The sequence below is a fragment of the Microcoleus sp. N9_A2 genome (assembly GCF_036701775.1).
Taxonomy (GTDB): domain Bacteria; phylum Cyanobacteriota; class Cyanobacteriia; order Cyanobacteriales; family Microcoleaceae; genus Microcoleus.
In genome coordinates, this window is record NZ_JAUBRH010000064.1 from 1 (window position 1) to 13,752 (window position 13,752).

11 protein-coding genes are annotated in these 13,752 nt (G+C 45.0%); 5 read left to right on the forward strand and 6 right to left on the reverse strand.

Features of this window, described 5'->3' with window-relative positions:
- Positions 1–118 precede the first annotated feature (118 nt).
- Genes QUA44_RS25550 through QUA44_RS25560 form a run of 3 tightly spaced genes read right to left on the reverse strand, consistent with a single transcriptional unit; the run spans position 119 to position 1,682 of the window.
- Positions 119–655, reverse strand: coding sequence for a hypothetical protein (locus tag QUA44_RS25550; RefSeq protein WP_333255589.1), 537 nt, complete (start codon positions 653–655; stop codon positions 119–121).
- Complete coding sequence (locus QUA44_RS25555; RefSeq protein ID WP_333255587.1) at positions 652–945, reverse strand: hypothetical protein; 294 nt, start codon at positions 943–945, stop codon at positions 652–654. The genes QUA44_RS25550 and QUA44_RS25555 overlap by 4 nt, the downstream gene beginning before the upstream one ends.
- Positions 945–1,682 (reverse strand): TIGR04255 family protein, encoded by a 738-nt coding sequence (locus QUA44_RS25560; RefSeq protein WP_333276770.1) that lies wholly within the window; start codon positions 1,680–1,682, stop codon positions 945–947. Before QUA44_RS25560 ends, QUA44_RS25555 begins: the two co-directional genes overlap by 1 nt.
- Positions 1,683–1,888: 206 nt before the next feature.
- On the opposite strand from QUA44_RS25560, the gene QUA44_RS25565 reads away from it, so the two are divergent.
- Together QUA44_RS25565 and QUA44_RS25570 are read left to right on the forward strand one after the other, a co-directional pair.
- Positions 1,889–5,002, forward strand: coding sequence for an efflux RND transporter permease subunit (locus tag QUA44_RS25565; RefSeq protein WP_333255583.1), 3,114 nt, complete (start codon positions 1,889–1,891; stop codon positions 5,000–5,002).
- 39 nt (positions 5,003–5,041) lie between these two features.
- Positions 5,042–5,521, forward strand: a complete 480-nt coding sequence (locus tag QUA44_RS25570; RefSeq protein WP_333255581.1) for a hypothetical protein — start codon at positions 5,042–5,044, stop codon at positions 5,519–5,521.
- Between the two features lie 122 nt (positions 5,522–5,643).
- Here QUA44_RS25570 and QUA44_RS25575 read toward each other — a convergent pair whose 3' ends face one another.
- The 3 genes from QUA44_RS25575 to QUA44_RS25585 form a co-directional block, all read right to left on the reverse strand.
- Positions 5,644–6,579 carry an FTR1 family protein gene (locus QUA44_RS25575; protein WP_333255579.1) on the reverse strand — a complete coding sequence of 312 codons (936 nt, stop codon included), beginning with the start codon at positions 6,577–6,579 and terminating at the stop codon, positions 5,644–5,646.
- A gap of 256 nt (positions 6,580–6,835) precedes the next feature.
- On the reverse strand, positions 6,836–7,867 hold the full coding sequence (locus tag QUA44_RS25580; protein WP_333255578.1) for a helix-hairpin-helix domain-containing protein: 1,032 nt from the start codon (positions 7,865–7,867) through the stop codon (positions 6,836–6,838).
- 162 nt (positions 7,868–8,029) lie between these two features.
- Positions 8,030–9,034: a multicopper oxidase domain-containing protein gene (locus QUA44_RS25585; protein WP_333255576.1), complete on the reverse strand. Its 1,005-nt coding sequence runs from the start codon at positions 9,032–9,034 to the stop codon at positions 8,030–8,032.
- 206 nt (positions 9,035–9,240) lie between these two features.
- On the opposite strand from QUA44_RS25585, the gene rppA reads away from it, so the two are divergent.
- From rppA to htpG, 3 genes are all read left to right on the forward strand, one after another.
- Positions 9,241–9,939: a two-component system response regulator RppA gene (gene rppA, locus QUA44_RS25590; protein ID WP_333255574.1), complete on the forward strand. Its 699-nt coding sequence runs from the start codon at positions 9,241–9,243 to the stop codon at positions 9,937–9,939.
- Between the two features lie 112 nt (positions 9,940–10,051).
- Complete coding sequence (rppB, locus tag QUA44_RS25595) at positions 10,052–11,383, forward strand: two-component system sensor histidine kinase RppB (RefSeq protein WP_333255572.1); 1,332 nt, start codon at positions 10,052–10,054, stop codon at positions 11,381–11,383.
- Positions 11,384–11,649: 266 nt separating this feature from the next.
- Positions 11,650–13,638 carry a molecular chaperone HtpG gene (gene htpG, locus QUA44_RS25600; protein ID WP_333255570.1) on the forward strand — a complete coding sequence of 663 codons (1,989 nt, stop codon included), beginning with the start codon at positions 11,650–11,652 and terminating at the stop codon, positions 13,636–13,638.
- Positions 13,639–13,752: the final 114 nt, after the last annotated feature.

Consider the following 13,752-nt stretch of genomic DNA (forward strand, 5'->3'; position numbering starts at 1 on the left):
TGTTTCCTATTTTATGACACTTTGTGTACTCTGCTTACTTTTTTTTCTCTGCTACCCCTACTTATTGAGCGGATACAAATTTTGTTTAATCTAGCAATTATAACCTACATGAAATGACTTAAAAAGGCGGAATAGCCGATGGTAAACCAACTCGCATAAATAAACGTGCAAATGCCTGAGAAAAGTGTTCTAGGTAAGGAGATTTTAATCGCCAGCGATCGTTTAAATTACTAGCGTGTTTCAACACATATTCGTAAGGCAAGGTTTGGATTTCTCTAAAATTTACAACCAGTGATTCTTTGTTATTATCTGGGTTCGTTGGTGATGCCAGCAGGTGCAAACCTTCTGTTCTCCCTCTTAAAACTTCATTCCATTTTCCTTTTTTCTTAAATGCTTCGTTATTTTCCTCAAATTCTGAAATAGGGTAAATTGCACACAGGACTACCTGAGCTACTTTTTTATTATCCAGATCGCAGCTTTGGGTGAGAACAATTAAATCGAGTTCATTAACTTCTATTTGTACGTCTTGAATTTCACTGTTTTTGCCAAAATTTGTTGGGTCAAATACTGGTATTGGTACGAGACACCCAGGCAGGTAATCACCTTGCCTGAGAGTGGATTCATTGACCTGCACCCAGAAAGGCTCTACGCTCATTCTTCATCGAAAATATACGGCAGAGGTTTTTTACGCCCTTTGAACTGAGCACGCATCATTACTCGTTCCGAACGCTTTGGCGGTACTGGCTGCCAGTCTATTTCGCCAATGCTTTCTAGAGTTTGTAAGTATTGTTTGACAACTGTTAAATTCCGCAACACTTCATCAGCTAGTGCTGCAAGTTTTCGACCTTCAGGACTTTGTAATTGAGCTGTGGCTTTTGGCTCTAACACCAGCAATTTTGGTGATGGTGAAACGCCCTTAGGACGTAGGGGGGTAATTGTAGCCATCAGTTAATCGACTCCCTTATGCGTTCTGTAATGCAAGCTTCAAAAGCTATGTTTTTTTGTTCGTGCATTTGTTCTAAAATGTGCCAAAGCCCTATTTCATCAGGAGGAATATACCCTTCCAAAAATAGGTCTAAATCCAATATTATAGAAACAAAATCAGGTGTGGGAGGTGGAACTATTGCTTGATTAATAACCAGCATTGTTCCCAAGTTTTCTTGCGGAATTTGTAGCTGCATAAAGTAGCCACTTAATCCTTGTGGCAAGTCAGGGGAAACTTCCGGAAATGTCCTCAAATACTCTTTGAGATCGCCAATCGGTAAAGGAATATCTAGCCTGTTAATATACCTGAGTGCTAAACGAACAATTGCTTCTGGATGTGTCACCGACTGATAGATATTCCACAGTCGCTTTGCTTCATCCCGAAAATTTTCCCAACAGTCGTAAGGGGCAAGCCGACTGAATGCGAAAGCATCTAAACGCAGTTGAAGAATTTGTTTTTGGTCGCCGCGGGAGGCTATATAGCCAATTGGAGATTGGCTGGCTGTTGCCCCAACACTAGCACCTGCCATCATTTGTCCCTGAAAAAGTAACACCTCTTCACGCTGAGGATACTCAGCCTGAATGCTGGAGTACACCTGCGCCAAATTGTCAAGTTTAACTTCTGGTGGAAGTTTAACTTGTATATCAATCAAGGCTTCGGTGATTGGGGCGTGCGAGTAGTGTTTTGGTGCTTGCATAATAACTATTGTAAGCTGCATTGTCAAAAATAGCAAGACAGGTTATATCATTTGAGAGTTTAAATTTTAGATGACTTATTAATCAAGGTTGGAAGTTAAAAGATTTCATCCTAATTTCATTTTTGGGTGTCAACGTAAATTGAATGACTATTTAACGTCGCTCGCCCAACGGTGGCTGGTAGTCATCACCTCTATAAAATCATAAAATGTTCAGCACTATTCTTAGATGGGTAATTAACCGCCGCTGGCTAGTTGTTATCGCCACCATTATTATTAGTCTTTGGACATTGTATATCATCCCCCAAATGTCCCTTGATGTCTTCCCGCCTTTTGCACCCCCGCAAGTCGAAATTCAGACGGAAGCACCGGGTCTGGCGCCGGAAGAAATCGAGTCTTTGGTAACACTGCCGATCGAAAGTGCAATTAACGGAACTCCTGGGGTAACAGCAGTGCGATCGTCTTCCGCTGTGGGCCTTTCTGCCGTTAAGGTAATCTTTGATTGGGGAACTGAAATTTATCAAGCGCGCCAGTTGATAACAGAACGGTTGCAGCAAGCTCAAAGCAAACTCCCGGCTGGGGTAGAAACACCGCAAATTTCTCCGACAACTTCTCCGGTTGGCTTGGTAATTACTTATGCTTTTACCTCGGAAACTACTCCTTTGATGGAAGTGCGCCGTCTGGTTGATTGGCAAGTGACAAATCGTCTTCTGGCAGTGACTGGCGTTGCTCAAGTTGTGGCTTACGGCGGCGATCAGAGGCAGTATCAAGTATTAGTACAACCAGCCAAACTGAAAGCATTTAATGTATCTTTGCAGCAAGTATCCGAAGCTGTAGCGGCGGCGAATGTTAACGCGCCGGGAGGGTATTTAATTACGCCGGATAAAGAAACTTTAATTCGAGGCGTGGGGCGGATTGAGTCGGTGGAAGATTTGCGGCAATCTGCGATCGACTCTCGCCACGGAACGCCCGTCAGAATTGCTGATGTCGCTGATGTCAAGATTGGTGCTGCAATCAAGCGGGGCGATGGTAGTTTTAATGGCAAAAAAGCTGTGATTGTGATGGTAAATAGGCAGCCAGTTGCTGATACTCCGACGGTAACTAAAGCGGTTGAGGCAGCAATGGCCCAGGTGCAGCAAGCTCTGCCCAAAGATATTAAAGTTACTGTGACTTTTCGACAGGAAGAATATATTAATTCCTCGGTGGAGAATGTGCGATCGGCTTTAGTTGAAGGTAGTATCATTGTCACCATTATTCTCATCCCGTTTTTGATGAATTGGCGCACTCTGGCGGTTGTTTTGCTAGATTTCTTTCTGACTTGGCTGTTGGCGCTGCTGGCGATGTATTGGCTGGGGCTGGGATTGAATACGATGACTTTGGGCGGTTTGTCGGTGGCGATCGGAACTGCGATCGACGATGCGATTGTTTATGCTGAAAATACCTACCGCAATTTGCGAGAAAATACTGCTTCTGGGCATCCGCGCCCGGTGATGGATGTGATTTTTGATGGCAGTCAGGAGGTGCGCGATTCGTTAATTGGAGCAACTGTTATTGGCATCGTTGTGTTTTCACCAATTTTTACTTTGCCCGGTGTTGAAGGTCGGATTTTTACGCCGATGGGAATTACTTATTTGGTAGTTGTGGTGATTTCTAGTCTGGAATCGCTGTTCATTTCTCCTGCTCTTTGTGCTATTTTATTGCCGAGCAAACGCATGAGTGCTGAGGAACCTTGGTTGCCGAGATTTTGCAAGCGCATCTATCACTTTTTTATCGAATTATCAATGCGCTATTCGGCGATAATTTTGGCTTTAGCTACTGCTAGTATGGTGGCTGCATTAGTGATTTTGCCTTCCTTTGGACGAGTGTTTTTGCCGGAGTTTCAGGAGCAAACTTTGGTGAATACTATTCTGCTTTATCCGGGTGTGTCTTTGGAGACGACGGATAGCGCGGCTTTTGCTATGGAAGATGCACTTAAGGATGATACCAGGTTTGAATACGTGCAAGTGCGATCGGGCCGAGCTCCGGGTGATGCTGATGCTGCGGGAGTGAATTTAGCTCACATCGATATCGGTTTGAGCGAGGAAGGGATGAAAAATAGGCCGAAAACTTTGGAGTCGCTGCGGCAGGAATTTGGTAAATTGCCGGGAGTTGCACCAAATATCGGCGGTTTTATTTCTCATCGGATGGATGAGGTTTTGTCCGGTGTCAGAAGTCAAATTGCTGTGAAAATATTTGGCCCGGATTTGAATCAACTTCGCAGCCTCGGCGCTCAAGTTGAAGCACAAATGAAAACTGTTAAGGGAATTGTGGATTTGCAACTAGAACCGCAAGTACCAGTCTCACAAATTCAAATTAAGTTTAACCGCCAAGCTGCGGGTAGATATGGTTTGAAAATTGGAGAACTTTCGGAAATCATTGAAACAGCTTTAAATGGCAAAGTTGTATCACAAGTTTTGGAGGTGCAGCAAACTTTTGACTTAGTTGTTTGGTTGCAGCCTGAAGCCCGAAATAACCTCGAAACTATTCAGAATTTGTTGGTTGATACTCCCAGCGGTAATAAAATTCCCCTCGCGCAAGTTGCGACTGTTACATACGGTACGGGCCCAAATACGATTAACCGCGAGAATGTTTCTCGGTTGATTGTGGTGGCGGCTAATGCTAAAGGTAGGGATTTGCGATCGGTTGTGACTGAAATTCAAGCTAAAGTCAAACGAGAGGTGCAGTTGCCGTTTGGCTATTTTATCCAGTACGGCGGTCAATTTGAGGCGGAACAAAGGGCTTCGCAAAATATTATAGTGTTTAGTGCGATCGCCTTTTTGGTAATTACCGTATTAATGTACCTTTCCGTCAAGTCGATCGCTTCAACTGCGATGATTATGATTAATTTGCCCCTCGGCTTAGTTGGAGGAGTAATTGCTGTAGCTTTGACGGGCGGTATAATTTCCGTAGCTTCCCTGGTTGGCTTTGTCACATTATTCGGCGTAGCTACCCGCAACGGCTTGCTGCTAGTAGACAACTATAACTCTAAATTTGCTGAAGGAATGCCCTTTAAAGAAGCTATTGTTAAAGGCTCGATGGAACGGCTCAACGCCATCCTGATGACCGCTTTAACTTCAGCCTTGGGTTTAGCACCTTTAGTTTTAGAAGGCGGCCCCGGAAAGGAAATCTTGCAACCTTTGTCGATCGTAGTTTTAGGAGGATTGTTTACTTCAACTGCCTTAACTCTGTTAGTTTTGCCAGCTTTGTACGCTCAATTTTGGAGGTTTTTACGACCTAAATCAACTCAGCCTGTTGTTGAAGACGGGAAGGTAGTTAATGTGTGATATTTTCTAATTATTGTCAGTCAGCAAGGAGTCAAACCAATGAAATCGCTCAACTCAAGTTTAATTGTTCTAGGTAGTGTCGGATTGCTGTTTTTGGGAGCTTGCAGTAAAGGTGACGAAGCAAACGAGCCAAATACCACTCCAGCATCCCCTCCTGTCGCCTCTCAACCTGCGTCTTCTACTCCCGCCACTGATCCTGCAACAGCAACTAAAGGGGGGCAAGTTGTAAAGTCTGGAGCTTACTATTTAGAGTTTGTACCTGAAAAAGAAGCTACCGGAACTCATTTAGATCTTTATTTGCAAAAAGGGGAGAAAAAGGAACCAGTTCCTAATGCCAAAGTGGCGGCAAAAGTGCAGTTACCGAACGGAAACCAGCAAACGCTCGACCTCAAATATGATGCTGATGGTAAACATTACGCCGTTGTATTTCCAGTCAAAGAGGCAGGAAATTATCCAGTGAAGGTGACTGCGGATATTAACGGAGAAAAAGTTGATGGTCGTTTTACCTTCAATCAATAGATAGCTGATTTCCTAATGCGCTCTAACTTATGGGCGCATTAGTTATTAGCAACAAACAACTGCCTCTTGCATTTCGACTAAAAAGCTGATCGTATTTCGATCGCACTTAATTTTCTATTTCGTTACTGCTGTTTTTTGAAGGGAAAAAATACTCTACCGCTCAAACTTTGGAGATAAATGCCACCCACGGTGATTAGAAACACGAAATAAGCAAGACCCTGCACCAAATAAAGTTTGTCAGTGTAGCCAAACATCGCGCTCAGCAACAAGCCGGGAAACTTTTCTTCGGGAAGCACTTTCGAGGTATTCCACACCATCGGCCCGAGAATGCAAGAGTGCTCTTTGGCAAATCTTTCGTAATAGAAACACATCCCCGCTGACTCGCGATTGGCTTGCGATAAAATATTCACCGCGCTGTCAAATAATCCCAAAGTAGATACGACTAAACCCGCTACAATAAAGAGCAGTAAAATGCCCATATACTTAAAAAACAGGCGGATATTAATTTTCACTCCCCATTTAAACAGCAGCACGCCAACTCCGGTGGCTGAAAGTATTCCTGCCAAAGCGCCGAAGGCTGGAAGAATGCCTTGTTGAAACTTAGCGACAACAAACAAAACGGTTTCAAATCCTTCGCGCAAAACTGCAATCAAAACTAAACTAAATACGCCCCAACCTGCATGAGAATTTTGCGTTAAGGCAGCACTTACTGCGCCTTCGACTTCGGCTTTCATAAATCGCGCTTGCTTGGTCATCCAGAGCAGCATCCAGCTCAGCATTGCGATTGCTAAAAGTCCAAAGGTTGCCTCTAGCAGGGATTCCATAATTGGCGCAAAGGGCTGATTGGATGCGGACAAAATTTGAATTGTCCAGCCGAACAGTACACCTATCAAAGCGCTGGCAATAAGTCCGACGGCGACACCGCCAAAAACCCAAGGATTTAAATAACTTTGTCCCGATTTTTTGAGGCAAGCTAGAACGATTCCGACAACTAAGGCTGCTTCGACTCCTTCGCGGAGAGTAATTACAAAGGTGGGCAATGCTTCGCTAAAATTCATTTTTTTAATTAGAAGGAAGAAGGAAGTTCGGCAACGGATTATGTAACGGATGTAACGGATGTAACGGATGTAACGGATGTAAGTCCCTCGGAAGAGGGAAGAGGGAAGAGGGAAGAGGGAAGAAGGCTTTAGTTATCCGGCGACTTAAGGAAGAAGGAAAAAGACTTACTTAATTTCGATAATATTTGAAAGGTTTGTAGTGCGGACTTAAGTCCGCAAGATTGGAGCGGACTTAAGTCTGCACTACAAACCTTTTTTAGGATGCTGGTTTGAAAACTTTTTGGCTGTCGCTTTCTATCGTTTTAACTAGCTGGTTGACTTGTTCGGTGGTTTTGATGGGGGCGGGGGGTGCGATCGCCGTTGGCCAATTTGTCTTAAGTTCAGTCATGTTGGCAACAATTGCTTTGTCAATCTCAGGGCTGGCTTTAGCCACTTGATCGGCAATATCTTTGTACAACATTTCCGCGTACATGACAAAACCCCGCGAATCTTGATATTCAATAATTGCGGAAATTTTGCCGTTAGCAACTGCGGCTCCGTATTCGGAATTAGCTGTATCCAGCAAGCCGTTAATCACTTGCAGCACGAATTTCGGATCTTTTCGCTGCGCTTCGGGAAGAGCGGCAATTGCTCCGTCAACTGCTTGCATAGATGTGTCAAATTCCGCATTCACTTGAGCCGGATCTTTTGCACCCGCTTTAACTAAATCCTGCAATTTAATTAAAGTAGCCTTAAATTCGGGAATTTTACGCTCGTTTAGCTGATCTTCCACATCGGCATAAATTTCTTCGACTGGATGCCCGATGTGAGGTTCGGCTTGATCGGGTTTGCCTTGATCCAAGAGTTCTTTGGCTACGAAAAGATGCCCTTTCATCAAGCCAAGTTTAGTCATGAAGTCTACATCTTTTGGCTCGCCTGTCAGCACCACATTTTCAATAGTTACCAAGTCTTTGATTTGGTCGAATTGGGCTTGATTTATGACATTTTTAGAGACCAATTCTTCTGTTTTTCCGTAAGGGCGGCTGGCTTGAATTTTGTTAGAAAGTGCCGGGATTCCTAACTTGGCTTCGAGTTTATCTAACTCGGAAAGAATGGCGGTATTAATGTTAATTCCGCCTTTGCCGCTGTGATTCATGCTGTGGCCGCTTGTTGCTGCAGGACTAGCAGTGGCGGTGGGTGAGGCGGTGCTGCCGGTGTTGCTGGCGGTGGGGGTGGAAACGCAACCAGCCAAAGCAACGAGGATGGCTGTAGCAGCGGCTGTCGGTAATTGGCGAAAGGATGGTAACATGGCAGTTGATGATTTTTGGGTTAGGTGCAGTAGGACTCGCCTGTTATTAAGAAAGTTTCCTAATTATTTGCGAGTTAATGATTCTACCTATTTATGAGAAATTTTGGTAGATAATTTAAGATTTTCTTAACTTGAATCGGCGCCGATCGATCGCGATTTGGGTTAAGCGATGACTTCAAATAAACCCATGCAGCCTGCTTCGGCGATCGCATCTTGATGGGGATGAAACATAAATTTTCCGGCGTAGCCGTAGGTAAATTCTAAGATATGTCTTTCAGCTACTCCCATTGTAATGACATCAGTTCTTTCACTGGGAGTCAAAGTCATTCCCGTGCGGTACACATCAAAAAAGTTGGCGTGCAGGTGAAAAGTCACTGCCGCTTCGTACTCAATCAGGTTAAGAACGTACAGCCGGATTAGCTGATTTCGGTAAATAGGGATCGGGTTGTTCATGTAATAATTGGGCAACCCGTTAAAAGCGTAAAGTTCGTTTTTTTCGTCGTCGTTTACGTCGTATCCTCCCATGATTAACATGATTTCATCCGCGGGAGGACGGGGTTTTGGCGGATCGATAATGAACATTCCATAAAGTCCTTTACCTATATGGCGAGTTACAGGAGCAATATGGCAGTGATATAGATGCACTCCGTAAGGATTGGCATCGAATTCATAAATAAATACCGAACCGTTTCTCACTGGCTTAACGCCATCCATTTCGCTGGTATGAATGCCGTGAAAGTGCAGCGAGTGAGAATGTCCACCTTTGTTAGAAAAGATGACGCGGATGCGATCGCCCTCAGTTGCCCTTAATGTCGGCCCCGGCACGCGATTGTTAACGTTCCAGGTGTTGAAAGTGACGGCGCTATTAAGTTGGACGATCGAAGTATTAGCTTCCAGGCGAAATTCCCGAACCGTGCGCCCGTTTTCGCGCGTCACCGTGCCGTAATCAAAATCGCGCACAATTTGCATCGGGTTGATATTGCTGACGGTGAGTGCATCTGCGGGCATGGGCGGTATTCTCGCGACTGATGTCGGTTTGCGAGTCAAGTGTTGAAGTGCGATCGCGCCGCCCGCTACCCCAGCACCAGCTATTCCTAGCTGTAGCAGTTGGCGGCGACTCCAGCGCCCAGCCTTTTTAATGGCGGGACGATCGGATAAATCTGTCATACTTATTGAAAAAATTTCTCAAAATTTAACTCATGGTTGATTATAAGACATTACCAGCTTGTTGTCAATTATTGTCAACTGTTATCCTTTTCTGGGAAGTCAGAAGATTTCATGCTGATTTCATCTCAGTATGTGAGGTTAGATGTTGGGGTAGATGCTGCCGATCGCTAACAATGTATAAGGATTTACCGCTATAAATTAGAGTTATGAGAGTTTTGCTAGTTGAAGATGAGCCAGATTTAGGGAAAGCGATCGATCGCACTTTAAAGCAGGAAAAATATATAGTTGATTGGGCCCTAGATGGCAATGAAGCTTGGGAATATTTAGACAGTCAGTGGACGCAATATAACCTGGCTATTTTTGACTGGTTGCTACCAGGATTGTCAGGATTGGAACTGCTGCGGAGATTGCGTGCTAAAAATAGCGCCCTGCCCGTCTTGATGCTGACAGCAAAAGACCGTATGGAAGATAAAGTGGCGGGACTAGATGCCGGGGCTGACGATTATTTAGTTAAACCGTTTGGCATGGCGGAACTGTTAGCAAGATTGCGGGCTTTGCAAAGGCGATCTCCCCAAATTCAACCGCAACAGCTACAGGTAGGGAATCTAGCCTTAGATTGCGGGAATCGCACTGTTTGTCATCTCGATAGAAGTGGTAACAGCCAGATAATTTCTCTAACAAACAAAGAGTTTCAACTGCTAGAATACTTTATGAAACATCCCAACCAAATTATCACCACTGACCAAATTCGGAATCAGCTATGGGAGGCGAGTGCAGATACCTTTAGCAATGTGGTAGCAGCTCAAGTGCGCTTGCTGCGGCGAAAACTTGAGTCTGTTGGCGCCACGAATTTAATTGAAACCGTACACGGCGTCGGATACCGAATGAAAAGGGGAGAGATATAAATTTATCGTTTGGTGGGGGCGGGTTTTTGAGATTGTTTGTTTTTTGCTGAATTTTTGGTAAACCTGCCACTACAATATACTTTGTTAAATATTAAAATTTAGTGAATTTAATGTGAATCAAAACAAACTATTTAACCGAACTCGCTGGCAATTAGCCATTTCCTATGCGGCTGTAATGGGTTTGATTTTAAGCTTGTTGGGATTTGGCGTATACAAGGCGATCGCCCACGCGCACTGGATCGCCATCGATCGCGAATTAGAATCAGTAGCGGGGACGCTACACGACAGCCTCGAAACAAAATTGCAGCAGCCCGGACGCCTAGAACCAATAGTCAATGAGCTTTTGCCCAACCTCCGCGTAATAGGAGTGAATGGCCTTAAAAAACAGTTACCAAGCCGCCATATTTTAAGCGCTATCAACCAAGGCTATTACTATATTCGTTTATTTGATTATTCGGGAAAATTAATTGCTACAGCAGGCGCTTATCCCGAAGAATTACCAGCAAAATTTAACTCCCAATACTGGCAAACAATAACTGACACCAAAGGCAATGTTTATCATCAAATTTCTGTAGCGCTACATACCCAAACACAGCAAGATTGGGGATATTTTCAAGTTGGGCGGAGCTTGCAAGACTTTAATGATTATCTCAGTACAGTGAAATGGGTTTTGAAATTAGGATTGCCTACAGCATTAATTTTGATCGGCTTTGCTAGTTGGTTATTGGCCGGATTGGCGATGAAACCGATTTATTATTCCTACCGACAAATCCAACAGTTTACAGCGGATGCTGCCCACGAATTGCGGACGCCTTTAGCGGCATCTCAAGCAACTGTAGAATCGGCGCTGTTGACGCCTCAATTAGATGAAAAAGAAGCGCGGGAAATTTTGCAAACAGTCGATCGCCAAAACCGACGGTTAACTCAGTTAGTGGCTGATTTGCTGCTGCTGGCTCGCATGGATAATCAAGCGATACGCGATCGCCCTCAATTGTGTTGTTTGAATGACTTGGTGAGCGATTTAGTAGAGGAATTGGCAGCTTTGGCGATCGCTTCTAAGGTAGCCATAACCTCGTCCGTGCGGGTGCAACAACAATTAAATGTTGTCGGCAATTCCGACCAACTTTATCGCTTAGTTGCTAATTTAATTGTTAATGCCATTCAATACACTCCGGCGGGCGGGAAAGTAACAGTTATTTTAGATTGCAATCACATCGAGGCGATCGTTCAGGTTCAAGATACCGGTATTGGGATCGCGGCGGCAGATTTAGAGCGAATATTCGATCGATTTTACCGAGTCAACAGCGATCGATCGCGCCATACAGGCGGTTCGGGACTGGGATTGGCGATCGCCCAAACCATAGCCCGCGCCCACCGCGGCAGCCTCAGCGCCCGCAGCCAATTGGGTTCCGGCAGCACCTTTCTCCTGCAGTTGCCTTTGTGAGCTACTATGTGAGGGCAACTGACATCTTGCACCATGTTCGCTTAACAGGCCTTTCGAGCCTGTCCGACAAAAAGTGAATTATCTTGTGGGGAGTAGGAGTTGGCATTTTCTAGCCCGCCCGTGAAAGGCTGATTGAGAATTGTGCAAGATGTGGGGAAAACCGAATCATCTTTTTGTGGTAATCCCTTTTGCAGAAGAGAGCACGATCGCCGAAAATCATTAAATAGCTATTTCTAAGCAATTAGCAGTCATCAGAGAGAAAAATTATGACAGTTTTAGAACAGGGAACAATCTCAATCCATACCGAAAATATTTTCCCGATTATCAAGAAGTCGCTATATACTGACCACGAAGTCTTCTTGCGGGAACTAATTTCTAACGGCGTCGATGCCATTGCCAAACTCAAAATGGTTTCCCGTTCCGGAGAGTACAGCGGCGACATTGGCGAACCGCACATCAACATAGCAATTGACAAAGAAAACAAAACCCTCTCAATTTCCGATAACGGCATCGGCATGACCCTCGACGAGGTAAAAAAATACATCAACCAAGTCGCTTTCTCCAGCGCAGAAGAATTTATTCAAAAATACCAAGGCAGTGGCGACGACGCAATTATTGGTCACTTCGGCCTCGGTTTCTACTCTTCTTTCATGGTGGCTCAGAAAGTAGAGATTGACACTCTTTCTTACCAAGAAGGCTCCCAAGCAGTACACTGGTCTTGCGACGGTTCCCCAGCTTTTGAACTATCAGAATCCGCACGCACAGAACGCGGTACTACGATTACTCTGACACTCCAAGACGAAGAACAAGAGTATGTAGATCCCACCCGGATTAAGCAGTTAATCAAAACTTACTGCGATTTCATGCCTGTCCCCATCAAATTTGAGGGAGAGGAAATCAACAAGCACAAAGCAATCTGGCGGGAATCAGCCAGCAATTTGCAAAAAGAAGATTATTTGGAACTGTACCGCTACCTTTACCCGTTCCAAGATGAGCCGCTGCTGTGGGTACACCTGAATACAGATTATCCTTTCATTGTCAACGGGATTCTTTTCTTTCCCAAATTGCGGCCGGATGTTGATGTTACCCAAGGCAATATTAAGCTATTCTGCAACCAGGTTTTTGTCAGCGACCACTGCGAAGAAATTATCCCGAAATTCTTGATGCCACTGCGGGGAGTTATTGACAGTACCGACATTCCGCTGAACGTTTCTCGCAGTTCTTTGCAAAGCAATCGCACGGTGCGGAAAATCGCTGACTATATTGCGAAAAAAGTGGGCGATCGCCTGAAAGAACTCTACCGCGACGACCGTGACGAATACATCCGCTGCTGGCAAGATATCGGCACTTTTGTCAAGTTCGGAACTCTCAACGATGACAAGTTCAAAAAGCAAGTCGAAGATATTTTAATCTACCGCAGCACCTACGAACCAACAGCCGAGAAGCCAGAAACTGCAACGCCAGAAGTTCAGGTGCAAACAGAGGAAGGAGATTTATGGCAAGATGTCACTCCGAAGTCGGATAATTCTCGTTCCACGCAGCCTTACACAACTCTAAAAGAGTATTTGGAACGCAATCAAACACGTCACGAAAATCGGGTGTTTTACTGCACAGAACCTGCGTCTCAAGCAACTTACGTCGCACTGCACAAAAGCCAAGGTTTAGAAGTGCTGTTTATGGATTCTTTCATCGACACGCACTTTATCAGCTTCTTGGAAAGAGAATACTCAGATGTCAAATTCTCGCGGGTGGATTCGGACATTGACGACACGCTAATTGACAAAGAGAAAGAAGCGGAAATTGTCGATCCGGCGACGAATAAGACTCGCAGCGAACAAGTTAAAGAAATGTTCCAAAAGGCTCTCAATAAGCCGAAAGTGAACATTCGCACTGAAGCTTTGAAGTCTGACTCTACGGAGGGTGCGCCACCTGCGATCGTACTTTTACCGGAAGCTTTGCGCCGGATGCGCGACATGACGGCGCTTTTGCAGCAGCAAGCCGCCGAATTCCCCGAAGAACACGTTTTGTTGGTGAATACCTCTCACCCGCTGATTCAAAATCTGGCTAGTTTGAGTCAGGGTGCGATTATTCAAGGCGGCGGGGAGTCTCCGTCGGCTGAGTTGGCGAGTATGATTTGTCACCACGTTTACGACTTGGCTTTGATGGCCCAGAAGGGTTTCGATGCTGAAGGGATGCAGGAGTTTGTTGAGCGATCGAACAATGTCTTGACAAAATTAACAGAACGTGCAATGTAAGAACCCGCCCAACCCCCTTGCTAAGGGGGGAGCAGCAGAGTTTGCTTGTTGCGGTCTCTGCTGGAAACAGCAGGTTTGCTTGTACCCCATTCAGCAGTGAGGCTACAGGGTTTT